The sequence below is a fragment of the Fodinibius sp. AD559 genome (assembly GCF_052712805.1).
The window spans coordinates 25821-49867 of the sequence record NZ_JBQPVW010000009.1; the positions used below are offsets into that span (position 1 = coordinate 25821).

The 24047-nt window shown below is 42.0% G+C and carries 19 protein-coding genes; 10 read left to right on the forward strand and 9 right to left on the reverse strand.

All coding sequences use genetic code 11. The features are described 5' to 3' along the window. The 5 genes from ACQ4LT_RS13985 to ACQ4LT_RS14005 all read left to right on the forward strand — a co-directional run bounded on the left by ACQ4LT_RS13985 (position 1) and on the right by ACQ4LT_RS14005 (position 5040). Positions 1-702 carry a WbqC family protein gene (locus ACQ4LT_RS13985; RefSeq protein WP_445666678.1) on the forward strand — a complete coding sequence of 234 codons (702 nt, stop codon included), beginning with the start codon at positions 1-3 and terminating at the stop codon, positions 700-702. Between the two features lies 1 nt (position 703). Continuing rightward, positions 704-1525, forward strand: coding sequence for a sulfotransferase family protein (locus ACQ4LT_RS13990; protein ID WP_445666679.1), 822 nt, complete (start codon positions 704-706; stop codon positions 1523-1525). Then, positions 1495-2460 (forward strand): glycosyltransferase family 2 protein, encoded by a 966-nt coding sequence (locus ACQ4LT_RS13995; protein ID WP_445666680.1) that lies wholly within the window; start codon positions 1495-1497, stop codon positions 2458-2460. The genes ACQ4LT_RS13990 and ACQ4LT_RS13995 overlap by 31 nt, the downstream gene beginning before the upstream one ends. 80 nt (positions 2461-2540) lie before the next feature. After that, entirely contained in the window at positions 2541-4037 is a 1497-nt protein-coding gene (locus ACQ4LT_RS14000) for a lipopolysaccharide biosynthesis protein (RefSeq protein ID WP_445666681.1), read from the forward strand. A gap of 16 nt (positions 4038-4053) precedes the next feature. Beyond that, entirely contained in the window at positions 4054-5040 is a 987-nt protein-coding gene (locus tag ACQ4LT_RS14005; RefSeq protein WP_445666682.1) for an NAD(P)H-quinone oxidoreductase, read from the forward strand. 69 nt (positions 5041-5109) lie between these two features. Here ACQ4LT_RS14005 and ACQ4LT_RS14010 read toward each other — a convergent pair whose 3' ends face one another. Next, positions 5110-5487, reverse strand: a complete 378-nt coding sequence (locus ACQ4LT_RS14010; protein ID WP_445666683.1) for a GxxExxY protein — start codon at positions 5485-5487, stop codon at positions 5110-5112. A 144-nt stretch (positions 5488-5631) separates the two neighbouring features. Between ACQ4LT_RS14010 and hisS the strand changes: the two genes are divergently transcribed. Together hisS and ACQ4LT_RS14020 are read left to right on the forward strand one after the other, a co-directional pair. Continuing rightward, complete coding sequence (gene hisS, locus ACQ4LT_RS14015; RefSeq protein ID WP_445666684.1) at positions 5632-6891, forward strand: histidine--tRNA ligase; 1260 nt, start codon at positions 5632-5634, stop codon at positions 6889-6891. A gap of 15 nt (positions 6892-6906) precedes the next feature. Continuing rightward, the gene (locus ACQ4LT_RS14020; protein WP_445666685.1) at positions 6907-7914 is read left to right on the forward strand and encodes a hypothetical protein; all 1008 of its coding nucleotides are present in this window, start codon (positions 6907-6909) and stop codon (positions 7912-7914) included. Between the two features lie 118 nt (positions 7915-8032). Here the strand turns inward: ACQ4LT_RS14020 and nhaA are convergent, their stop codons facing one another. The 4 genes from nhaA to ACQ4LT_RS14040 all read right to left on the reverse strand — a co-directional run bounded on the left by nhaA (position 8033) and on the right by ACQ4LT_RS14040 (position 14191). Next, the gene (nhaA, locus tag ACQ4LT_RS14025) at positions 8033-9391 is read right to left on the reverse strand and encodes a Na+/H+ antiporter NhaA (RefSeq protein WP_445666686.1); all 1359 of its coding nucleotides are present in this window, start codon (positions 9389-9391) and stop codon (positions 8033-8035) included. Between the two features lie 66 nt (positions 9392-9457). Continuing rightward, complete coding sequence (locus ACQ4LT_RS14030) at positions 9458-11590, reverse strand: amino acid permease (protein ID WP_445666687.1); 2133 nt, start codon at positions 11588-11590, stop codon at positions 9458-9460. A 150-nt stretch (positions 11591-11740) separates the two neighbouring features. After that, positions 11741-13867, reverse strand: a complete 2127-nt coding sequence (locus ACQ4LT_RS14035; RefSeq protein WP_445666688.1) for an amino acid permease — start codon at positions 13865-13867, stop codon at positions 11741-11743. 75 nt (positions 13868-13942) lie between these two features. Next, positions 13943-14191, reverse strand: coding sequence for a hypothetical protein (locus ACQ4LT_RS14040; protein ID WP_445666689.1), 249 nt, complete (start codon positions 14189-14191; stop codon positions 13943-13945). Positions 14192-14448: 257 nt separating this feature from the next. Between ACQ4LT_RS14040 and ACQ4LT_RS14045 the strand changes: the two genes are divergently transcribed. The 3 genes from ACQ4LT_RS14045 (at position 14449) to ACQ4LT_RS14055 (ending at position 18913) form a co-directional block, all read left to right on the forward strand. After that, the gene (locus ACQ4LT_RS14045; protein ID WP_445666690.1) at positions 14449-16311 is read left to right on the forward strand and encodes a cation:proton antiporter; all 1863 of its coding nucleotides are present in this window, start codon (positions 14449-14451) and stop codon (positions 16309-16311) included. Between the two features lie 118 nt (positions 16312-16429). Then, positions 16430-17488, forward strand: a complete 1059-nt coding sequence (locus ACQ4LT_RS14050; protein WP_445666691.1) for a trypsin-like peptidase domain-containing protein — start codon at positions 16430-16432, stop codon at positions 17486-17488. A gap of 81 nt (positions 17489-17569) precedes the next feature. Further along, a complete protein-coding gene (locus ACQ4LT_RS14055; RefSeq protein WP_445666692.1) occupies positions 17570-18913 on the forward strand; it encodes an aspartate kinase in 1344 nt (447 codons plus the stop codon). 32 nt (positions 18914-18945) lie between these two features. Here the strand turns inward: ACQ4LT_RS14055 and ACQ4LT_RS14060 are convergent, their stop codons facing one another. The 4 genes from ACQ4LT_RS14060 to ACQ4LT_RS14075 form a co-directional block, all read right to left on the reverse strand. Next, positions 18946-20319 (reverse strand): D-alanyl-D-alanine carboxypeptidase, encoded by a 1374-nt coding sequence (locus tag ACQ4LT_RS14060; RefSeq protein ID WP_445666693.1) that lies wholly within the window; start codon positions 20317-20319, stop codon positions 18946-18948. A gap of 35 nt (positions 20320-20354) precedes the next feature. Then, positions 20355-21350: an NAD(P)H-dependent amine dehydrogenase family protein gene (locus ACQ4LT_RS14065; RefSeq protein ID WP_445666694.1), complete on the reverse strand. Its 996-nt coding sequence runs from the start codon at positions 21348-21350 to the stop codon at positions 20355-20357. Then, entirely contained in the window at positions 21350-22534 is a 1185-nt protein-coding gene (locus tag ACQ4LT_RS14070; protein ID WP_445666695.1) for a C40 family peptidase, read from the reverse strand. The genes ACQ4LT_RS14065 and ACQ4LT_RS14070 overlap by 1 nt, the downstream gene beginning before the upstream one ends. Positions 22535-22657: 123 nt before the next feature. Then, entirely contained in the window at positions 22658-24037 is a 1380-nt protein-coding gene (locus ACQ4LT_RS14075; protein ID WP_445666696.1) for a SusD/RagB family nutrient-binding outer membrane lipoprotein, read from the reverse strand. Between the last annotated feature and the right edge of the window lie 10 nt (positions 24038-24047).

Below are 24047 nucleotides of genomic sequence, written 5' to 3' on the forward strand. Positions count from 1 at the left end.
ATGAGTATCGGAATTGTCCAGCCATATCTCTTTCCCTACATCGGATATTTTCAACTAATATCTGAGGTAGATACCTTTGTTTTCTATGATGATGTGAACTTTATTACGCAGGGATGGATCAACAGAAATAAAGTGCTTGTCAATGGTAAGGCCAATTATTTTACCATTCCATGCAAAGACGCCTCACAGAACAAGTTCATCAACGAGGTCAAACATGCGATGACGGACAAAAAGCGGGGCAAGCTTCTCCGAAAGATCAAGTTTTCTTATAGCAATGCCCCCTTTTTTGATGATGTATTTACCATTGTTGAAAATGTACTGCATACCGAAAGCAGCTATATTGCCGATTTGGCGATGCAAAGTATCCGCCAAACCTGCAGTTACCTGAACCTGGATACTACATTTAAAATCAGCTCTGAAGAATACCGTAATACAGATCTTGGAAAAGCAGAACGACTTATCGACATCTGCAAACAAGAGAAGATAACAACGTATATAAATCCCACAGGTGGAAAAGAGCTTTACAGTAAAGCGGAATTCCAAAAAGAAGGCATCACATTACAATTCATCGAACCATCCCTAAAAGAATACCAACAATTTGATAACGATTTTGTGCCCGGATTATCCATTATTGATGTTATGATGTTTAATTCTCCTGAAAAAATACGCAACGATCATTTAACAGCCTATAACCTGGTATGATATGCAGAACGTAGCAATTTTCGGCGTGCCCAGATCAGGAACTTCTTGGCTCGGCCAAATTTTCAACAGCTCACCAAAGGTAGTTTACCGCTATCAACCGATTTTCGCCTATTCATTTGATGGAAGTCTCACTGCCGAAAGCAGCTCCAAAGAGATCGCCCGGTTTCATGAAGAGCTATTGCACACGGATGATGATTTTGTGTGTCAAAAACAAAATATAAGCGGCAATCAAACGCCAACATTTTCTAAAGAAGAGTGTACTCATCTGGTATGGAAAGAGGTGCGATACCTCGATATCATTCACAATCTTTTAGAACAATCAGAAATAAAAATTGTTGGTATTGTCCGTCATCCCTGTGGAACGATACATTCCTGGCAGAAAGCCCCAAGGGAATTCAATAACCAATGGGATATTTTAGAAGAATGGCGGCATGCTGATAAAAAGAATACTTCTGAACACGATTTCTACGGGTATGAACGCTGGCTGGATGCCACCCGGATGTTTCTCCACCTTCAGGAAAATTTTCCAAATCGCTTTCATCTGCTTTGCTATGAAAAATTGGCTGATGATCCCGAAAAATATACAAAAGAAGCTTTCGATTTCGCAGGACTTGCCATGGAAGAGCAGACAGAAACTTTTTTAAAAGAAAGTACCGCTTCCACGTCGGATGATCCCTATGACGTCTACCGGAAAAATAAAACCGGATTTGAATGGATAAGTCAGCTTAATCCCGTTATCATAAATGAGATTAAAACGGATGACCGATTTCTTGAAATTGAAAAGCATTTTGGATGGAATACCTTGGAACAGAAAAAGCGGTAAATAAGATAGAACCGCAGGTATCAGTCTGTATCACCACCTATCAACATGCTCCGTTCATCAAAAAATGCGTGAAAAGTGCACTCGAGCAACAGACGAATTTCCCGATAGAAATTATTATAGGAGAAGATGAATCTACCGATGGAACGCGAGAAATTTGCAAACAGTTAGCCGAACAGCATCAGGATAGCATTCGGCTGTTTCTGCGCTCGAGAGAAAATGTGCGCTACATAAATGGTAATCCCACCGGACGTCATAACTTTTTGGAAACGCTGAAAGCAGCCCGCGGGAAATATATCGCTTTTTGCGACGGTGATGACTATTGGATCGATTCCCGAAAATTGCAAAAGCAATATGAGTACATGGAATCGAATACGGATATTTCCCTGTCACTCCATAACGCCTATGTGGTCGATAAAAAGGGGCAGAAAAAATCTATTTTTCCAAAAATACAGGATCAGTCCATTATCAATCCGGAAAAAATTATTGAGAAAGGAGGCGGATTTTGTGCTACGAACAGTGTCTTTTTTCGTAGCAATATGCTAACAAATATGCCAGACTGGTTTATCGATTCCTATGTCGGTGACTACTCGCTGTACTTGCTGGCTATCGAACACGGTAAAATCGGGGCCCTGCCGGATATAATGAGCTGCTACCGAAGCGGGCATACCAATTCCTGGAGTAATTTAAGTAACCAAGCACAGCATTTGAATCAATACCTCGAATCATTAAAGATGATGCTCTTTGAATTCAATGAATTTTCAGATCATCAATACAACTACAGCATCCATATCCGAATAGCACTTGAGGAGATATACACGGCTTTTAAAATCATTCTCAGTGGTAAGTTGAGCTACCTCAAAAAGCTTTCTATCCATAATAAACGGTACACCTTGCCCGCTTTTAAAAAGATTTTAAAACGTAAACTTGGATTGTGATATTTTCTACACAACTCCTATGATAACCGATCAAAAATATTATTAAGTTCTCATACCTTTTTAAATAACGAGCAACCGTTTTGGGAGTCATATTCAGGCAAAGCATTCAAAACACGATCATCTCCTATATAGGCGTAGCCCTGGGATTTGTGATTACTATCTGGATGTATCCCAATATTCTCACTCCTGAGCAGTATGGACTTACCCGAGTACTGTTGTCACTGGCTATGGTCTCGACTCAGCTGGGCAGTTTGGGCATCAAAAACACGATCATACGATTCTTTCCCTTTTTTAGAGACAAAGAAGAGAATCATCACGGCTTCCTATTTTTATCTCTTATTGTTCCCCTTGTGGGATTCCTATTACTCGGATTGGGACTCTATATCTTCCGCCCCCAGATCACCCAATATTTTGTAGAACGCTCGGAGCTGCTTCTCGATTATTACTGGTTTATACTTCCACTGGCGTTCTCCATTCTTTTCTTTCATGTTATTACCAAGTTTGTACAGGCACTATACGATACAGTGCTCTCTTCATTCCTGATGGATGTCGCCGTCCGCATTTTAACGGCCCTGTTACTAATCATCTATTTTATGGGATGGGTCACTTTTTATCAGTTTATCATCCTGTTCGTCCTAAACTACGGCATCGTCCTTTTTATTCTTTTTGTCTACATGCTCTGGACTTCCAACGTATCACTCATTCCCGATTTCGATTTCCTGAACAGGTCGCTCATTCAAAAGATGATGAACTACAGCCTGTTCTCTTTTTTCGGAGGCATTGCATCCATTATTGTCTCCAATATCGATATTATCATGCTCAGCTCCCTCGCTGGACTGGACGATACCGGAATTTATGCCATCGCATTTTATATTGGATCGGCAATAACCATTACCCGGCAATCAATCTATAAAATATCATCGCCGGTAATTGCAGATGCTTTCAAGGATCGTAACTTTGACCTCATCGAACAGATCTACAAACGATCTTCACTAAATCAGGTTCTGGCCGGTGGATTACTATTCTGTGGAGTGATTGCAAGCCTGTATAATCTTATGGATATACTCCCCGAGGAATATTCGGGAGGTGCAAGGGTCATTATCATTATCGGGCTGGCCAACATGTTTGATATGGTAACCGGCATTAACGGGGCGATTATCCTTAATTCAAAGCACTATCGGTTTGACCTCTATTCAACGGTACTGCTCATTATCATAACCGTGATCTTAAACTACCTATTAATTCCTATATACGGGATTGTTGGCGCCGCTATCGGTACCGGATCAGCGATCATTATTTATAATACGCTCAAATTATTTTACGTGTGGTTGCGCTTTTCCATGCAACCTTTCCAATGGAAAATGTTGCTGATAGTACTCATTGGGATACTGTCGCTCGCAGTCGCTTACCTCATCCCCCATCCCATAAACAACTATTTAGATATACTTTTACGCTCTGTTGTTGTTACTATTACATATGTACTTCCCTTGTGGATGATGAATATTTCTGATGAATTAAATCAGCTTATTGAGGGTATTCTCAACCAAGCAAAAGCACTATTATCTAAAAAGAATTAAACGACTTTCTACTGTTATGCAAGCAATTCACGTTATCAACCAGGATGAACAAAATACTCTTGAAATTGGCCCAGTCCCAGATCCCAAACTTTCGGATAAAACCATTCTTGTAAAAATAGAAGCCACCGCGCTCAACCGTGCCGATTTGCTTCAACGTACGGGAAACTATCCTCCTCCTAAAGGTGCCAGCGAAATATTGGGACTCGAGATGGCAGGTGTTGTGGAAGAAGTTGGTTCCGAAGTTACAAAATGGCAAGCCGGCGATCGTACCTTTGGATTACTGGCCGGCGGCGGATATGCGGAATACTGCACCATCCACGAAGATATGGCGATGGGGATTCCGGAGAACCTGTCTTTTGAAGAAGCGGCCGCCATTCCCGAAACCTTTTTGACAGCCTTCCAGGCACTGGATTGGCTGGCGGAGCTGAAAGAGCAAGAAACTGTTCTCATTCATGCTGCGGGCAGCGGTGTGGGGACTTCAGCTATTCAACTGGCACGCCACCTATACAATGCAAGAATCATTGCTACCGCCGGAAAACAGCACAAGTTGGATACGGCAAAAGAGTTGGGCGCAAATTATGCCTACAATTATAAAGGGCAAAATTACGCCGAAGAAATCATTAGTGATGTCGGTCCGGATTCTGTTGATGCAATTATCGATTTTATCGGCAAGCCCTATTGGCATAAAAATGTGGAGGTACTGGCCATGGATGGACGGGTGGTCTACCTGTCGTTTTTGGGCGGACACAAAGTCGAAGAGGTAAGCTTAGTACCTATTCTCCGCAAACGATTGTCTATTATGGGATCAACGCTGCGCAATCGATCCGAGCAATATAAAATTGATCTCACCAAGGATTTTACCCAAAAAGCACTTCCACTGCTTAAAACCGGGTCCCTCTCTCCTGTCATCGATTCTATTTATGACTGGACGGATACCGAAGAAGCCCACCAGCGCATGCAAAACAACAAAAACACCGGCAAAATTGTTTTGACAGGAATGTAGGTTTAGCCACAGATTTTCACTGATTTAAACTGATTTGTCTTTAATCTGTGAAGATCTGTGGCCTCATAGTCACTTATCAAAAATGAATCTCTTGAACTCGGGTTTATCACCAAAATTCATTAAAAGCCCCAATTCAATGTCAGTAACTTTCAAATAATTGATCAATTGTGCTTTATGCTCAGGCAATAATTTAGAAACAGCCTTTAATTCAACTATAACCTTATTTTCAACCAATAAATCTGCCTGACAATTACCCACAACTCTATTTCTAAATCGCACTTTAATAGGTTTTTGAGTAACCGCATCTAAATCAAAATTATCTTTTATTACCATTAACATTGCTTTCTCATAAACTGACTCAAGAAAGCCAGTACCCAACTCATTATAAACTTTGTAATATCCTTTTATAATTTTACGAGTTAGCTTGTGATATTTATAAGTATTCATCAGTCTATTATCTGTGTTGATCTGTGGCCAACTATAAGTAAGACCATTATTACAAGCACTCCTTACGAAATTGGGTGAGAATTTCTACAGGCAGACTCTTATCTTTGGAGCGAATAATTTTTAGAACCGAACTGATTTACATTCATGGCGCAACCGACCTTTAGCACGCATGTGGGAATGGTAGACATCCTGCCCGGCGAAGTAGAAAAATGGCAAGCACTGGAACGCATCATCCACGAAGAGGCCAAAAAGTTTAACTTTGAGGAGATCCGAACGCCCATCATGGAGCAAACTGAGCTTATTGCTCGCGGCGTGGGACAGCTTACTGATATCGTCTCCAAAGAGATGTTTGCCTTTGAACGCGGTGATGACCAGTATGTGCTTCGTCCCGAGTGCACCGCACCTGTAGCGCGCGCCTTCGTTGAACATCACCTGGAGCAGCGCGGGGGCACACAGAATCTTTACTATATCGGACCAATGTTCCGGGCAGAAAAGCCGCAAAAAGGTCGACAGCGTCAGTTCCACCAGTTCGGGGCAGAAATTATCGGCGCCGATGATCCCGCTGCTGACGTCGATATTATTGCGCTCATGATGTCGATTTATGATCGCGTCGGTATCACCAATACCTCGCTAAAGATTAACTCTGTAGGAGATCCTGAAAGTCGAAAGGCGTATACCGAAGCGCTCAAAGATTATTTTCGTCCCCATCTTGATAAGATGAGCGATATTTCCAAGGAACGCTTCGAAAAAAATCCCCTGCGGATTCTGGATTCTAAAGAGGAAGAAGACCAGTCATTTATTGAAGATGCGCCTGTAATAACAGATTTTCTCACAGAGGAGACAGAAACACACTACGCCCGAGTCAAAGAATTACTGAATGAACTGGAAATTCCCTTCGAAGAAGACCCGTATTTAGTACGGGGACTCGATTACTATACGCGTACCGCCTTTGAACTCATTAGTCCAGATTTAGGAGCACAAGATGCGTTGGGGGGTGGCGGTCGCTATGATCTTCTTATTGAAGAAATTGGTGGACAGCATACCCCAGCGGTGGGATTTGCAGCCGGTATGGAACGATTATTTATTGCTTGTGAGGAGCTCGATATCAATCTGGTGGAAGAAGAAATGCTGGATGTGTATATCGTTACGCTCGGTGAAGAGGCACGCACTTGGGGAATGAAACATCTGCCGAAACTTCGCAAAGCCGGACTCTCGGCCTCCATGGATTACATCGGTCGCTCGATAAAAGCACAAATGAAGGACGCCGACCGCGAAAATGCACGTCATGTAATTATTGTAGGCGGCAATGAACTGGCTGAGGGTAAATTCACGCTTCGCAACATGAAAGCCAGCGAAGAAGATGCTTATAGTTTTGAAGAAATCCTTAACAAGCTAACGAATTAAAACAGTGCGCATCCTATGAAGAACATAAAATATTATCTCATAGGTGCTCTTGTACTTGTTATAGCTATCATTGGGTATCATTTCTTAGCGGCCTCACAAGCTGAACAGCAAATTGATGAGGCTATCCAGGAACAGATTGGAAAATCAAATTCGATATCGGTTCAGTATTCCGAGATTAATATTACCCCCTTCTCGGCAGATATCGTCATTAGTAACCTCAATATTATTTTCGGAAATCATATTGAACGAGCCCACCAACTCAAGCTCGATCTGGGATACTTTGATTTTCTCAATATCTATTTTGGCGGAACCGAATACGGCTTACATCATTTAAATAAGGCAATTATAACTGCTGTATCCTCCTCATATACAAACAAGGTAGAGCTGCAAGAAGTTAAATCCGATTCACTTACAATTACATACCAAGGTGATGCCTTTGATGGCATTCAAAGTGCTGTCAATGGTACCCCATTTGGTGCAAATCAGTCTATTGAAATTCAAGGTAGTAATATAACTTTTTCTGTCCCCCGAACGCTGCTTTCAAAAGTTAAAGCACAAAAGCTGAATTATTCAGGCACTATTTCGAAAACACAAACAAACTTTTGGAAAGAGGGTACTCATAATATTCGTTTGGATTCCCTGCTTTGGACACCCCCAAAATCATTTCAAAACAAGTACAGTTTCTTTATCAAAGGTTTTGGCTACCCAAGCGATGCCATCCCCTTCCAATCTATAGAACTGCGGACAAAACCTGTCTCTCAAGCTGATGATACATTAGAGATTAACTCTACCGTTAAATCGGAATTGGCTTTACTTACCAGCCGGGGAAACATCATTCTAAAAAAGCCCTTGCAAGATTCCGAATTTCAAAATATGAAGATTTCCCTTTCTAATTTCTCGGAAACATTCAGCAACGTGTTAAACAATATTGAGCAACTGTTATCTATCTCACTGCCAAAATCCAAAGAGGGAATAACCATTCAACTACAAGGCTCTATTGATAATCCCAAAGTCACTGAATAGAATTCATCTAAGCTTCCCATACTTCTTGCCCAATCCCCCATAAACTTCAATGAATATCCAATAAAAAAGGCGACCCGAAGGTCGCCTTTTTTAACTATCAAACTAAGTTATGTGAGAATTAAGAAGTTGCCTCGCTTCCCTCAGGTACATCGTAGGGTTGTTGCGTTTCTGCTCCGTAATCCGGACGTCGGCTCAAGAAGTAATAACCCAATAGGCCACTGGCAAGAGAACCAATTAAAATTCCCACCTTCCCAAATTCAAGAACTTCCGATCCAGCCTCAAATGAGAGGTTTGCAATAAACAGTGACATCGTAAATCCAATTCCGGCAAGCAGCGCAACGCCATATACTACTTTCCAGGTTTCCTTATTGTCAGCCAAATCAGTAAAACCTAACTTGGTGAGTATCCAGGTAAACCCTAAGATGCCTATCTGCTTACCCATAAATAATCCAATCGCGATTCCCCACGTTAAGGTCGAAACAAATGCATGTCCCATCACTTCAGCATCAAAGACAACGCCGGCATTGGCAAAAGCAAATATTGGCATAATGAGAAAGTATACCGAGAAATGTAGCTTGTGCTCCAAGCGATGGAGAGGTGATTCTGCGTGACTCACGGTTTCTTCCATGTGATGAAGTGCCTGTTCTTTGGTAACGGACATATCTTCGTCTTCAGCCTGCTTAAACAGATCAAAGCCTTCCTGTGCGTATTCTTTCAAGCGCTCCAGGCTCCATCCGCGGCTGGCCGGCATCACAAACCCAAGCATTACACCTGCGATGGTTGCGTGAACACCGGATTTTAGAACGGCCCACCACATGATAAATCCAATAATCATATACGGAGAAATTCTATTAACTCCACGATAATTAAGAAGCATCAAAAAGAGGAAAGAAATACCGGCAACGCCCAGCGCCATCATACTTATGGATTCGGTATAAAAGAAGGCAATAACCAGCACAGCAATCAGATCATCAACGACTGCAATAGCTGTCACAAAAACCTTGGCCCAAACCGGAACACGGGAGCCAAGTAGTGCCACAATACCAATTACAAAAGCAATATCGGTAGCCATCGGAATGGCCCAGCCGTCCATGTAGCCCGTTCCTGCATTAAATCCCCAGAATATTAACGCCGGTAATGCAGCCCCACCAACTGCCGCTACAGCCGGTAATAAGGCTGACTGCACGGTTGAAAGCTCACCATATTTAAGTTCCCGTTTAATTTCTAACCCAACGAGAAGAAAAAATATGGCCATCAGCCCATCATTAATCCAATGGTGAACCGATTCATCAATCATCAAGTCACCAACTCCTATCGAGATATGGAGTTCTAACAGATGATGATACCACTCATAGAGCGGACTATTTGCTACAATTAGGGCAAGTATGGTAGCATACAAGAGCATCATACCTGCCGCTGAGTCTCTTTGGAAAAAACTCTTAATTTTCTGTGTTAAACCGTTACTGTTATCTGTCACTTTCCTATTATTTTGGATTTAATATTATTTGTTCAACAATTCATTTACGCCTTAATCGAATACCAATTAATTATTAGCCTCTGATTTTCGCCACTCATTTATTTTCTCTATATCTCCAACTTCTCCTATTATCGATAACTCATCCCCTTCTTCCAATAGCGTATGGCCGTGAGGAATTTTGATATCTCCGTTTCGCTTTAGAATAGTTATTAAACTCTCACCCGGAAGATCAATATCCATAATTTTTTTGCCGATGAACTTACGAGTAATATTACTTTTACTAACCTTAATATTTATAAATCGTTCGTCTCTTAGTAAGATCTCCCGCAATTGAGATTCATTATCAGCACTTTTCCAACGTTCAATAAAATGTCTGCTATCAATCATCTCAGCCAAGTGTGCAATTAATCGCAAGTGTTGACTGGAATTTTCAGATGAACTCACCAAAAAGATCATTGCACATAAGTTTTCAACTTCTCCTGTTTCATCTTCATCGAGCACATCAAAGCCCTCGGTAGAAACAGTTATACTTTCTGGAATACGCACCAGTACCATCTGTGGCTCACAGTCTTCATCAACTCGAATATGATTAATAACTGTGTTATTGCCAAGCGGAATCGTACCCATGTCCTGAGCCTTGCAAAAATTATTAACAAGAAAATCCCGGTCCAAATTCAAACGATCGGCAAAAATATCTGATGCCTGTTTTATAATCGTTTTATAACTCAGCTTTTTATTTGGCTCATCTATAACCGCAGCACTGGCCACTACATGCTCATAAGGATCTTCTTCACGAAGTCCTTTCTCTCGAAGTATACCACGCATTTCTCGTTCGAGTCCCTGATCTTTGCGTTTACCAAGACGAGCCGTTACATGAAAGATAGCTCCTTCGCGCTCTATCTCCCCATACGCATAGTAATAAAACCATCCTACACTGAAGATACTCACCACCAGGGTAAAGAGAATGGAGAGGAGCCCCATCTCCAAAATAAGAACAGCCGAAAGAATCATCCCCGCTATTTGAATCCAAGGATAAAATGGTGAATTAAAACCGGGATCATATTCCTCAATTTTACTTTCCCGCATTACAATTACTGCCAGATTCAGTAATCCAAACAGCAGTAGCTGAAAAGCACTGGCTAATTTTGCTACCTGGGCAACATCAAAAGCTACAAGAAAGAAAATCATTAAAAATACTGTAGCAATAATTGCAATCACCGGCGTACCCATTGTACCAATTTTTGAAAACCGGTAATCAATAAGCTTATCGCGAGCCATCGCCAACGGATAACGCGAAGCAGACATAATTCCGGCATTTCCGGTTGAGGCAAATGCGGCTACCGCTGCTATCACAACAAGTATTATACCCAGATCTCCCGGCAACCAACTCATAAAAGCTTCTCCGGCCGTGGCAACGGGTGTAAGATCTTCTCGAAATTCACCGGGATCCAACACCGAAACCATGATAAACACACCGGCTACATACACAAATATCGCCGACATAATAGAGAGGAACATGCCCCACGGAATATTTTTATCGGGATTTCTGACCTCTTCGGCCACACTGGCTACTTTTGTGAGTCCGGCATAGGATACAAAAACCATTCCCACTGTAGCCCAAAATCCGGTAGCCCCATCAATAAAAAGAGGAGTAAACTGATTACGGGTCACCTCAAAAAAGTCAGCAGAAAAAACAGAGAATAATCCCTGGGCGATGTAAAATGTCATAATACTTATCAGAGCGGCAACAAGAACTTTTTGAAGCGCCGTTGTTTCTTTGGCACCTACTATATTTAACAAACCAAAAACAAGGGTGAGAACTATGGCAACCGGAACAATAGGTACCTCGATAAAAATAGAGATATAAGCCCCCATCCCAATCAATGCAAAAGCACTTTTTAATACTAATGCAAACCAGGATCCGTATCCACCAACCGTACCCATCACCGGACCAAGGCTCCGGTCAATAATATAATAAGTCCCTCCTGCTTTGGGCATGGCTGTAGCCAACTCTGCCACGCTAAACATGGTTGGTAGCACAAGGAGTCCCGAAACAAAATACGCAATAAATACCGACGGACCTGTTATTGCTGCAGCAATACCCGGCAATAGAAAAAAGCCGGAACTAAACATCGCTCCAGTAGCAATTGCATATACATCCCACAATCCAAGTTGCTTTTCCAGTTTTTCGTGCTGCATGCTCTTTTTTAGATTAAAACGTTTATAAATTTTTAATTCAGAGTTTAAGAAAATAACTTATTTTCTTAAAAAACTTCTCAGATATCTTTTTTTAATACAACATCAATAAACGTAGTACCTTCTTATTACTGTACCGAGTGCCGTTCCCAACTATTTTCTTTTGAGTTCTTTTATCTCCTCAATATCCTCAATCTGTCCGATGATCGACAATTTATCTCCCTCATGAATTTCTGTATTGCCATGGGGAATATTAACACTTTCTCCTCTTTTCAATATAGCTACAAGGCTTTCTCCCGGTAGATCGATCTCATATACTTTTTTCCCAATCAACTTGGACGTTTTGTCATCAGAGCGGACATAAATATTAATAAACCGTTCATTTCGTAGTAATACTTCCCGTAATTCCGCCTCATCTTTTGCCGAAGTCCAACGATCAAAGAAGTTCTCATTATCAATCATTTCGGCCATATGAGCTAAAAACCGGAGGTGCTGCGTAGCATCTTTTTCTGAGCTAACTAAGAAGAACAGAGCATAAAATGTATGTTTTTGCTGATCTTCGCCCTCATCCTCAAAACAGGTATCTTGCGTAACTAACCCATCTTTTATTCGCACGATAAACAGCTCCGGCTCTGCCTCAACAGGTATTCTTGTATGATTTAGCGCCGCTCCCTTACCAATCGAAAGTGCTCCGAAATCATCCTCTGTGTGGAATGCCTTAATCAGCTCTTCCTTATCCATACTCACTTTTGTTGCCAGTGTGGCACAGGCTTTTTCCACAATATCTTCATAGGATGTCTGTTTATCGGTTACATCCAAAATTGCAGCCTTACTGACTACCAGCTCGTATGGATCTTCGTCACGTAATCCTTTCTCTTGCAAAATATGACGCATCTCATGCTCAAGGCCACGATCTTTATATTGCCCCAATCGCTCATGGACATGAAATATAGCCCCTTGCCGGTCAACCTCTCCATAGGCATAGTAATAGTACCAAGCTACGGACAATATGGTAATAGCTACAGTAAACAGAATAGATAGAAGGCCCATCTCAAAAATCAACAGTCCAGAGGTTAACATGCCCAGCATTTGCACCCAGGGATAAAATGGCGATTTATAACCGGGATCATACTCCTCAATTTGGCTTTCGCGCATCACAATAACAGCCAAATTGAGGAGCCCGAACAGCAATAACTTAAAAGCACTGGCCAGCTTGGCCACTTCTTTTACATTAAAGACTAATAACAGGAATATCATCATCCCGGTCGTTGCAACGATGGAATAGACCGGGGTATCAAACTTGCCCAACTTCGAGAAGTTGGAGTGAACCAGCTTATCGCGGGCCATAGCCAATGGAAATCGAGAGGCAGACATAATACCGGCATTACCGGTGGAGGCAAATGCGGCAATTGCAGCTATAACCACTAAAATGAGACCTGTATCCCCTGGCAGCCAATCTAAAAATACGTTACCGGCAGTAGCAACAGGGGTTAAATCTTTATAAAAGGCTTCAGGTTCCAATACGGATGTCATCAAAAAAACGCCTGCAACATATACCACGATGGCGGTTAGTATCGATAGAAACATACCCCGCGGTAGATTTTTATCCGGATCTTCCACCTCTTCTGCCACGCTTACAACTTTCGTAAGTCCAGCATAAGACACAAATACCATCCCTACTGTAGCAAAGAACCCCTGCATCCCATCCTTAAAAAATGGAGTAAACTTCTCCCGATGGATATCCAACATGTCTAAGGAAAAGAAGTGTGAAAATCCTTGCACCAGGTAAAAAGCCATGACTGAGAGCAGCGTAATGACAAGGATATTCTGAAGCCTGCTCGTTTCTTTAGCTCCAAATATATTAAGTGCGCCAAAGGCAATTGTTAAGATAATTGCAACCGGTGTTATAGGCACTTCGAAAAAGATTGAGATATAGGCTCCCATTCCAATGAGCGCAAAAGCACTTTTAAAAATCAGGGATAGCCACGAACCAAATCCACCAATACTACCCATTAACGGACCCAAGGTCCGATCAATAATGTAGTAGGTTCCACCGGCACGGGGGAAAGCTGTCCCAAGTTCTGCTTTGCTCAACATGGTGGGCAGCACCAATATGCCCGAAACTAAGTAAGCCAAGAAAACTGACGGGCCCGTAACACCTGCTGCTAAGCCTGGCAACAAAAACAACCCGGAACTAAACATAGCTCCCGTTGCTATTGCAAATACATCAAATGCTCCGAGTGTTTTGTTAAGTTTTTTGGAATTTTTCAGTTCTGCCAAAGTGCAATAATTGTGATTTTGAAGCTATTCAGAATTGAAAAAACAGCTTGTTAAAAAATTATTTGCCGAGAAATGTTATTCCCGTTCTCCGGATTCTTCTTCATCATCGTCAAAAACAATGACTCCCTGTTTACCCATTCTTGCAATCATACGAATAATATATGCGATTACAACAAGACCGATCAATCCTTGAATCTTAACCCCCAATATCGGATGCAGGTCGAAAATCTCTATAATAGCATACTCTAATGCAGCTGATGCAATAATAATTCCCAACAGCCAGGAAAATTCTGTAATAAGTTTACTTTTTATTTGGCTGTTCATCTTTCTTTACTTAATAGGTTATATTGATTGAGAGCACTTAAAATACAAGGATTGTATTGTTCTTAAAATTATTGGTGCAATTTTAACAAATTTTTGATCATATATAGTAATATTAGGACATTCCATTCCCAAGTTATTTAACCAAGGATCTGTCACCAAAAACTCTTCAATAACAAATCTGGAATAATTTTGTTTCTAACACCTCATTTATAGATTTTCACCTTCTACAATTATAACAATATTATTCCCGACAATTTATGGGTGAACATCTCTTAATTGGCATAACAAGCATTTTAGTATTTGGTATTGGGGCACAATGGATTGCCTGGCGCTTTAAACTGCCTGCTATTTTACTTCTGCTTATTAGCGGTGTCCTTGCAGGACCGGTCTTTGGTCTTCTTGATCCAGATCATTTAATGGGTGATCTGCTGGCTCCGTTTATTTCGGTTTCTGTTGCTATTATTCTTTTCGAAGGAGGCTTAAGTCTTCGCTTTTCAGAACTCAAAGATATTGGCAGCACCGTTGGCAATCTGGTAAGTATAGGGGTGGTTTTAACCTGGGGGATTACCTCTGTATCAGCTTACTACTTGTTTGTGTTTGACTGGGAACTTGCTATACTCCTCGGAGCTATTCTGGTAGTCACCGGTCCAACTGTTATTATCCCTTTGCTTCGTCAGGTTCGCCCCTCAGGACAGGTAGGTTCTATTCTTAAATGGGAGGGCATTGTTATTGATCCCATTGGAGCCATGCTTGCTGTTCTCGTCTTTGAAGTGATTTTGAGCACCAGCTTATCAGCTGCTACCAGCGTTGCTGTGATGAGCATAATGAAAACAATCTTTTTTGGCACACTCGTAGGCTTGGGAGGTGCCGCATTAATATATTTCCTCCTTAAGCGTCATCTCCTTCCCGATTATCTGCAAAACCCGGTAAGTCTGATGGTAGTAGTTACCGTATTTACCATTTCTAATATGCTTCAACATGAATCAGGGCTTTGGGCCACCACCTTGATGGGTATTGCATTAGCGAACCAAAAAACGGCTCGCATTAATCATATCACAGAATTTAAAGAAAACTTGAGAGTACTTCTGCTGTCTGCGCTATTTATACTTTTGGCAGCACGGGTAGAGTTAAGCAGCTTAATCCAAAACCTAAACTGGAGCCTCGCAGCCTTTCTTGCTATTCTCATTCTTATTGCCCGGCCAATCGGCGTCTATATTTCTACTTATTTTGCGGATATTAACTGGCGCGAAAAACTTTTCCTCTGCTGGATGGCACCGCGCGGTGTTGTGGCAGCGTCGATCTCTTCAATTTTTGCGATAAATTTAGCACAAAATGGTTTTGAAAATGCCGACCAACTGGTGCCTGTTGTTTTTCTTGTGATTATTGGAACGGTAACTATTTATGGTCTGCCGGCCGCATGGGTAGCCCGTAAATTAGGTGTTGCCAAACCTGTACCCAACGGGGTACTGATACTTGGTGCTCACAAATGGGCCTTAAAAATAGCTGAAGCAATTAAGAAAGTAGAATTGAAGGTCTTGGTTGCAGACTCAAACTGGAAAAATATTTCCAAGGCACGTTCCAAAGGACTCGAAACATACCACGGCAATATTTTATCAGAATTTGCTTTGGAAGAACTCGATCTTGATGGTGTTGGACGAATGCTTTCTTTAACCCCTAATGATGAAACAAACTCACTTGCCGCCTTGCGATTCGGAGAAATATTTGGACGTTCTCATGTTTTTCAGTTGGCTCCCAATACCCAAGGTCAGATGGAAAATACAGATGTAACCAGCCATCTAAGCGGAAGAATTCTGTTTCACGAACGCTTGAACTTTGAAAATTTGTCGCGCTTCTTTTCTGAACATACCGAAATCCAATCGATGACGTTTGACGAGGAAAATCTGGCAGCTGAATTTGAAGAACAAATTGGAGAAGAATATATCCCTCTTTTTTTAATTACCCCAAACAACGAAATTCGTCCTTATACAGTTGATAATCCCCCCTCACCGACCAAAGGTGACAAAGCATTTTATATCAATCTGGATGATGAAATCCGCCAACAAATTAAACAGGAAAGTAACTCCTTGGAAGATTTGGCTCCTGATCAGCTAAAATCATAGAATCTCATATACTAACCGGATTTAGTAATTCGTTTTAAAAGTGGTGAGAGGTTTTTGTAAACTAAGTAAAACCATTCAGTATCACTTTTTGCAGCAGCTTTTAAGAAACAATTACACCATGAAAAATTGGTTAGCAATATTATCCCTGTTTTCCATTGCTTTAATACTTACTTTTTGCAGTAGCACTCAACAATCAGCTTCTACCGAATCTTCTGGTCAGCAGCCACAAGAAGAATATTCTGAATACTACACTTCTGCTTTTCCACACAAAGATATCAGTTCACAGTTAAAAAATGCCCAGCAATCGGTCGTTCGAATTGTATCTACCGGATTTTATGACAACTATAACTTTAGCGACAAAGCTATAACGTTGGCTGATATCAAAACCAACAATCCGGGAGATATTGCCACATCTCAAACATCTGCAGAAGAAAGTACCAGCGGAACAGCTATTATTCTGGGCCGAAATAAGCAAAATTCTCTGCTTATTACCTGTGAACATACGGTCTTTTTCCCTGATACCATGATTACTTATTACAAGGGGCCGGAGATTCCTGAGGAGACTTACATCGAATCTATCAGTATCAAAAAAAACCAAACCAATCTTGTCTACACTTCTTCTGAGTTGCAACCATTCGAGGTTATAGCCACCAATCCTCGCTCAGATTTAGCCCTCCTGAATGTAGAGTTCGAACAAATTGGAAACCTCGACCTTTACCCCCTCACAATAGAAGCGGGCAACAGCGACTTTTTACAATTGGGCTCTTTTTTATATGTCTTGGGATTTCCCAAAAGCTATCCCATGGTTACACGCGGGCTGGCCAGCTCTTCAGAAAGCTGGAATGATCGTTTTTTTGTTACCGATGCCACCTTTAATCCCGGTATCAGCGGGGGATTGATTCTTGCTTCGGATACTAATTATGAAACCTTTGAGTGGGTAGGCATGGCAAGTTCATCAACGGCTTCCAGAGAAGAAGTGCTTGTCCCTCATCCCCAAAACGACAACTACTCGAGAATAATACGTCCCTATTCTGATTCCGTTTTTGTACAACAAAAAACTCGCATTAATTATGGCATCACTCAAGCCATTCCTATTAACCAGATAAAAGAGTTTTTGAATGCTCAGCAATCCCTTCTTAAGCGCAAGGGTTTTAAACAACTATCCACATTACAATAGGTCAAAATTTTGTTTGTAAAATCGGATCTTCCCTATTTTTTTACGCCCATTAATAAATTATCACTACAAAATTAGAGGTTGATGCATATCCTCAAGTTCGGCGGAACCTCAATGAGCAACGCAAAAACCTGGCAACAGGTATTTGATATTATTAAACGCTATGAATCTCCTTTCGTAGTTGTTTCTGCTACAGCTCGGACAACCCGATCATTGATAAAAGCGGCCCATAAGGCCATTGACCACCCCCAAGAAGCACAGATGATTGCCGACGATATTGCAACCCGCCACAATAATATCGTCGAACACTTTTTGGCGGATTATGATGATTCCAGCCAAACCCTTATGGCTTGCCATAACTGGATTAACATTTGTATCGAGGAATTGAAAGAACATCTTGCCACCATCCACAGTCAACAGGAGCTTACAGAACAGCTCAAAGATGTTATAGCTTCGATTGGGGAACGACTGTCTTCCTATTTATTCACCGAGTGTGGATACGCAGCAGGATTATATACCACTTGGCTGGATGCTACTCAAATTGTTCGTACCGATTCCAACTTTGGAAAAGCTTCCCCGAACCTTGATTTTATTTCCGGTAAAATAAATTCACTGCAACAGAAAATATCTGCTGATAACATTCCGGTTATGGGGGGCTACTACGGAATGGATGCCAACGAAAACATCACGACTTTGGGTCTTGAGGGCTCCGATTACTCCGCAAGCCTTATTGGGGCGGCCCTTGACGCCGAAGCCATTGAAATATGGACCGACGTAAGCGGCATTTATACTTGTGATCCCCGCTTTATATCCGATGCCAAACCAATTCCACAGCTCAGCTTTCAAGAAGCCACTGAGCTGGCTTATTTTGGTGCCAAGGTACTACATCCCTCTACAACCAAACCGGCATCAAAAAAACAGATTCCCGTCTGGGTGAAAAATATTTTTGAACCCGATGAACCCGGAACCTGTATTTCTACAGAATCCACCACCGGCGGACCGGTTAAAGCGATTACCTATAAAGAAAACTGCACAATCGTTACGGTCACATCCTCACAAACCGTAATGGGCTATGAATTTTTGGCGGGCGTTTTCGATATTCTTCGCTGGCACCATCTGGCTGTCGACGTCGTCACAACAACTGAGGCATCCGTCTCTATTGGCATCGAAAATGGTGCCAACCTTGATGATGCCATTGAACAACTTAATGGCTATGGATCGGTAGACGTATTAAACAATCAGGGGATTATCAGCCTGGTTGGTTGCAACAGTGATAATTGCCTGGTTACCGATATTCTTTCTCAAGTTAGAAATGTACCGCAAAATTTAATCTCTTACAGCAAGTCCAAAGGAAACCTTAATCTTGTTGTTGATAACGATCAGGTTCTTTCAATTGTCAAGACTATTCACAAAAAACTGTTTAGCTGACTGACCACCTGGAGTTCTAATCTTCTAAAACATTAGAAATTATTGTAGATGTACCAGAGCACCTTTTCCATCTCTTCTTTTACCACAGATGAAGAGCCCACATAGTGATTATTCATAAAGCTGAAGTACAGCTTCTTGCCACTTTTGGTCAATAAGTAGCCACTCAACGAGTGGTTATTGCTGAGTGTGCCCGTCTTTGCAAAAATGTACGGTTTTTTTCTGTTATCTCGGGGGGCATACCAACTACTGATTGTCCCCCGTTCCCCTCCAGCCGGAAGCAAGTGAAACAATTTTTCATCATTGGCAAACTCATCATCAATAGCACCCAACAGACGAATCATAGATTCGGGCGTAAACATATTATAGCGCGACAATCCCGATCCATCCACCCACTGCGGCTCTCTGGGCAGAATATCCAGATACTCTTCTTTCATCTTCTCGATCACACTTCTGGAATTCAGCGGCTTCCCCAGCTCCGAGGCCGTCACCAGCAACAGCTGTTCGGCAATAAAATTATCACTTGGCTGCAACATCCGCTTGTAAGCCGTATCCGATTTTATGCTGTATACTTCTCTCGGGGATTTCGGACGCTCGATATCCACGTACTTTACCGTTTTACCCAGCGTGTCAGATAACATTTCAGTAACTAACTCGGGACTATAATGAAATGGCTTATCGATAGTATAGGTATTGGTATCGGCCTCTTGGTCATATAAAAATGTATTATTAGTCATTCCACGGTGCAGAAAATCATCGCGATCTCCATTTTCTTCTACGAATGACTGAAAGTATTTGGGAGAAACAGCCAACCCGCTGTCAGTTTCGGCAATCTTGCGAAGTTCAATCTCCTGTATCGTAAACCGGGCTACATTTCCAAAAATAGGAAAAGGTACTTTCTCGGTCTGATAGTAATACTGATAATCGCTCCACGACCATCCCGGACCCAGCAGCTCATCATCAAAATTGGAATCGGAAAAATAGAGATCTTCATCCCGGTTTTTTAGAAACTCATAGACCTTTTTATTGCCAAAATCTGGATGCAAAAACGAGGGATCCCCCGTTCCCCAGAAAATAAGTGAGTCTCCGCGCACTTCGTACTCCAGTGCTTTCAGCGAATCCGGCAGGAGTTTCAATCCGGTATAGAAGGTAAAAAGCTTGGTGTTTGAGGCCGGAGTGAAATAACGATTCCCGTTTTGACTGTGAATCATTGAATCAACCTCCGGATCATAAAGGGCAAATCCCGTCAGATTTGCCGAAAATACTTGGGAGGTATCAATCATTGCTGACAGCAGAGTTCGCGGCGTTTCTTTTTCTGATTTCTTGGTTTCTGAGAATGGTTCTGAAGATTTACATCCCACCGCCAGTATAGCAATCAAAAGAACCGAAACTAATATTTTCCTTTCCATCTTTCTCAAACTAAAGATTAATATTTAGCCAAACTCTATGCATTAACTCCACTAAAATAAGCGGGAGCTGTTATGTCAAGCATGGTCTTAAGTCCCGGCGCAGCTCTGCTTATCGATCGTATCGCATTCACAATGATAGCAGAAGTTGCAATATCACCGTTTATTCCACCGTCAATAGTAGAAGTAAACGTAGGACTCCCGATTATATGAATACTGTCATGAGATTCTTCTATTCCAACGGCTGCTTTGAAAACTAAAGTAATTACTTCACTATCGCTTTGGTAGCCGCGAGCCACTTGTCGAACACCTGCAACATCACCCTCTTGGACCTTTCCACTGTCCATTGATATCGTTTTTTCAGCAAAAACAGGATGCATCGTCTCACTTACTTCACTTAGTTTCCAGTTCATAGCTTCGGCAATCATGTGGACCGATTCGGGCAACCCCACATGGCGAATGGCACCCCTGTTTTCCTCGAATTCAGTACCCGTAAGCCCGGCCCCAATTTTATCTCTAAATGGCTTGCGACGCGGTCGTGCGTCTTGAATACGCTCCACTTTAATATGCTTTACCTCGCGACAAACCGACGTAAGTACCGAAGGCAGATAATCCATCAAAAAGCCGGGGTTGACGCCCGTACCCACACATGAAATATCTTTTTCTTTGCAATAGTCATTAATTCTGTGGGCACATTCCGGATGCGTTTTCCAGGGATGCGAAAGCTCTTCACAAGTCGATACGATATCTAATCCGTAATCTGCCACTTCCCGAATTTGGACTTCCATCTTTTCCAGGAATGAAACCGTAGATATTATAGCTACATCAGCCTGCCGAATGGCAGCACAGGAATCAAGATTCGGTGAGATGGAAACACCCAACGCTTTAATATCGGCATGCTCTCCCACATCTTTTTTAACCTTTTGGGGATCAGGATCAACTGCTCCCACAATTTGTATTCCTTCTCGCTCGAAAAGATATCGTGTAAGGCGCTGACCAATGGGTCCTAACCCCAGTTGTATTACGTTAATCATTATATCTCGTACATATCTTCTACGTCAATGATATTACCTTCTTTATGCTGCAGATATCGACGCGATTCGAGATAGCGATTAAGATTATATTCATCGTAGTTTTCTGCTTCAGGATCAATGCTGCTCACCTTTACTCTTCCCGCAGAATGGATGAATTCGTCATTGCCAATCCACATACCTACATGTACAACGCGCCGATCCCGTTCTTCGGTTGCTTCACTACCAAAAAATAGTAGGTCACCAGGACGTAACTTCTCAAAATGACCGGTAGAATCAACCAATTCGCCAGCATGAACCTGCTGAGATGCATCACGCGGGATAATCCAACCGTTCATAAAATAGATGGTCTTGGTAAAGCCACTGCAATCCATTCCTTTAGAGGATGTTCCTCCCCACAGATAAGGCGCCCCCTTCATCGATTTTGCCTCTTCTACCAGTTTGTTTTCGGACGCTTTGACAGATGCCTTCCAATCGTCAAATGAACGGGCTTCAGATCGGTTTACAAAACCGGTTCGCCCATCGGGATAGCTAACCTCATAATAATTTCCTTCTGTCCCTGTAACTTTAAGGATGCTTCCGCTCACCAGATCAGATACTTTTAGTGACTCTCGATTCGGCTGCTCATAAGCATATCCATTGGTTTCGAGATAAATAATTTTATCCGCTGATTTCCACTCTTCATATTCCTCTTGGCCCATTTGATGGATCCCTCCATAATCAACCCACGACAGGTAATCATCCGGGGTCTGTATAAAGTACCAGCTGCCTTCTTTTCTCAGAACCTTTACGGGCATACCCAACGTAGCCTGGGTAACGAGTTGTGCGGGATGTGAGGGGCGTGACCGAAGGTTCGCTACCGAGTTATTAATAATTCCCAGCGTCTTCCCCTCGAGCTCATCATCCGGCAGCACATTGATGCTGTCAACAGTCGTAACATTCATTGCAGAAAGCGAATCAAGCAATGCCTCTTTGGCTTTGGGAAGATTTGTTTCTCCCTTCAGAACCCATTTCCCATCATTTGATTTCGCTTCCACATCAAATAAAGCCACTCTACTGTCGGGCGCAAAGTGTTGAGAAGTATTGGTAATTTTCTGTTGGATATCCCGCTCATGGGATGGTCCGCAAGCTATCAGCGAAACAAATAGAAAAATTATTAATGGTATGGATAGATATCGGTACTTCATCAGGTTACATTTTTTTAATGAATATTAATGCTATATAAAAGGCACAGGGATGTAACTCCTGTGCCTTTTATCAAATTAGTGGAACAGTTTTATAATTACCAAGCAGAGTTTATTGCTTTGGGATTATTCTACATCCCACCAGAGTCGACCGTAAATTGAGTTGTCGCCATTAAACTGACGATCAACGGCTTCCTGGTAGTTTTCGGTATTGTTCAATTCCTCATCAGAGGTATAAGCCTGTCGCAACGGCACATCTCTGCCTTGTGGGTTTACCATATTATCGGGAAAGCCGGTTCGACGATATTCTGCCCATGCCTCATATCCATGCATGAAAAGGTGCAGATATCGCTGCTCCGATATCATCTCGATGCCATTAGCAGGATCATAAATAACATCGGGCTCATTCAGATAGCTTTGCACACCAGCATCACTACCCGTCCACTGCACAATAGAAGCCTCGATAGCCTCATTGTAATGTGTTTCGGGGATATCTGTCGTCCAATCACGCTCGGCCGCCTCTGCCAGTGCAAATTTGGCCTGTGCATACGTAACCAAGTAAACCGGGGCATCCTGCTCATAGATGTCTGTTCCTAATAGTGAGTAATCATCGGCCTCAACACTATTGGGAGTACCATACGGCAAACCGGTATAATCGCCGGTATTTGCAGCCTGCTCTGCATAAACCGGTAGTCTGGGGTCATTGTTCGGTTCCATCATATTAATAATTCTAACAGGAATGGCCCACCATACCCGAGATTGCCGTATAATCTGATTATACCAGTAATTTTCATTGTTTTCGTTCGCCAGATGCTGGAATACGAAATTATCATCATTCGATGTCATAATTCCATCATCCATGGCATTAGTGAACTCATCTTCTGCCCATGCTTCGTCTCTTTCAGATAAGCGAAGTGCCATCAGCATACGAACAGTATTACCGAACTTTCTCCACTTTTCGATATCACCATTATAGATAATATCATTTGAAAGACCAGCACCCACTTCGAGCTGATCTCTGGCTTCTTTCAACAATGCAAAGAGATTTTCATAAATCTCTTGTTGCGTATCATAGGCCGGAGTAAAATCTTCGGTCCCGTTCAACGCTTCAGAATAAGGGATATCTCCCCAGCGATCCGTCATATGCCAGAAATAATAGGCTTTGAGGATCTTGGCAACAGCCGCCTCATTAGCAACATTAGTGTTTTCGATAGCTGTTTGAAGATTTATCAATGGTCCTTGGTACAGCCAATAAAAACTGGTTGTACTTTCAGGATAAAGAGAATCATCGATATAAATAATCTCCGACAAATACTGTGCATTGTACTCTCCTTGTGGAGAAGAGCTCAATGACGGCAGCGAAAGCATCGCATTGGCAATAAGCTGAGAAGGTTCAGCTTCACTCGGTAAGTTAGGGTTTTTATTTATGTCGTCATCAAAGTTTGCTATTTCACAGCTACTAACCAGAAATGCAATAACTGTTATGGATAATATTAGTTTCTTCATAGTTATACTC

Bases quoted from the DNA above. Each gene is read 5' to 3' on its own strand.
- ACQ4LT_RS13985 (WP_445666678.1), top strand. From the start codon at position 1: ATGAGTATCGGAATTGTCCAGCCATATCTCTTTCCCTACATCGGATAT.
- ACQ4LT_RS13990 (WP_445666679.1), top strand. From the start codon at position 704: ATGCAGAACGTAGCAATTTTCGGCGTGCCCAGATCAGGAACTTCTTGG.
- ACQ4LT_RS13995 (WP_445666680.1), top strand. From the start codon at position 1,495: ATGGAATACCTTGGAACAGAAAAAGCGGTAAATAAGATAGAACCGCAG.
- ACQ4LT_RS14005 (WP_445666682.1), top strand. From the start codon at position 4,054: ATGCAAGCAATTCACGTTATCAACCAGGATGAACAAAATACTCTTGAA.
- ACQ4LT_RS14010 (WP_445666683.1), bottom strand. From the start codon at position 5,487: ATGAATACTTATAAATATCACAAGCTAACTCGTAAAATTATAAAAGGA.
- hisS (WP_445666684.1), top strand. From the start codon at position 5,632: ATGGCGCAACCGACCTTTAGCACGCATGTGGGAATGGTAGACATCCTG.
- ACQ4LT_RS14020 (WP_445666685.1), top strand. From the start codon at position 6,907: ATGAAGAACATAAAATATTATCTCATAGGTGCTCTTGTACTTGTTATA.
- ACQ4LT_RS14030 (WP_445666687.1), bottom strand. From the start codon at position 11,590: ATGCAGCACGAAAAACTGGAAAAGCAACTTGGATTGTGGGATGTATAT.
- ACQ4LT_RS14040 (WP_445666689.1), bottom strand. From the start codon at position 14,191: ATGAACAGCCAAATAAAAAGTAAACTTATTACAGAATTTTCCTGGCTG.
- ACQ4LT_RS14045 (WP_445666690.1), top strand. From the start codon at position 14,449: ATGGGTGAACATCTCTTAATTGGCATAACAAGCATTTTAGTATTTGGT.
- ACQ4LT_RS14050 (WP_445666691.1), top strand. From the start codon at position 16,430: ATGAAAAATTGGTTAGCAATATTATCCCTGTTTTCCATTGCTTTAATA.
- ACQ4LT_RS14055 (WP_445666692.1), top strand. From the start codon at position 17,570: ATGCATATCCTCAAGTTCGGCGGAACCTCAATGAGCAACGCAAAAACC.
- ACQ4LT_RS14060 (WP_445666693.1), bottom strand. From the start codon at position 20,319: ATGGAAAGGAAAATATTAGTTTCGGTTCTTTTGATTGCTATACTGGCG.
- ACQ4LT_RS14065 (WP_445666694.1), bottom strand. From the start codon at position 21,350: ATGATTAACGTAATACAACTGGGGTTAGGACCCATTGGTCAGCGCCTT.
- ACQ4LT_RS14070 (WP_445666695.1), bottom strand. From the start codon at position 22,534: ATGAAGTACCGATATCTATCCATACCATTAATAATTTTTCTATTTGTT.
- ACQ4LT_RS14075 (WP_445666696.1), bottom strand. From the start codon at position 24,037: ATGAAGAAACTAATATTATCCATAACAGTTATTGCATTTCTGGTTAGT.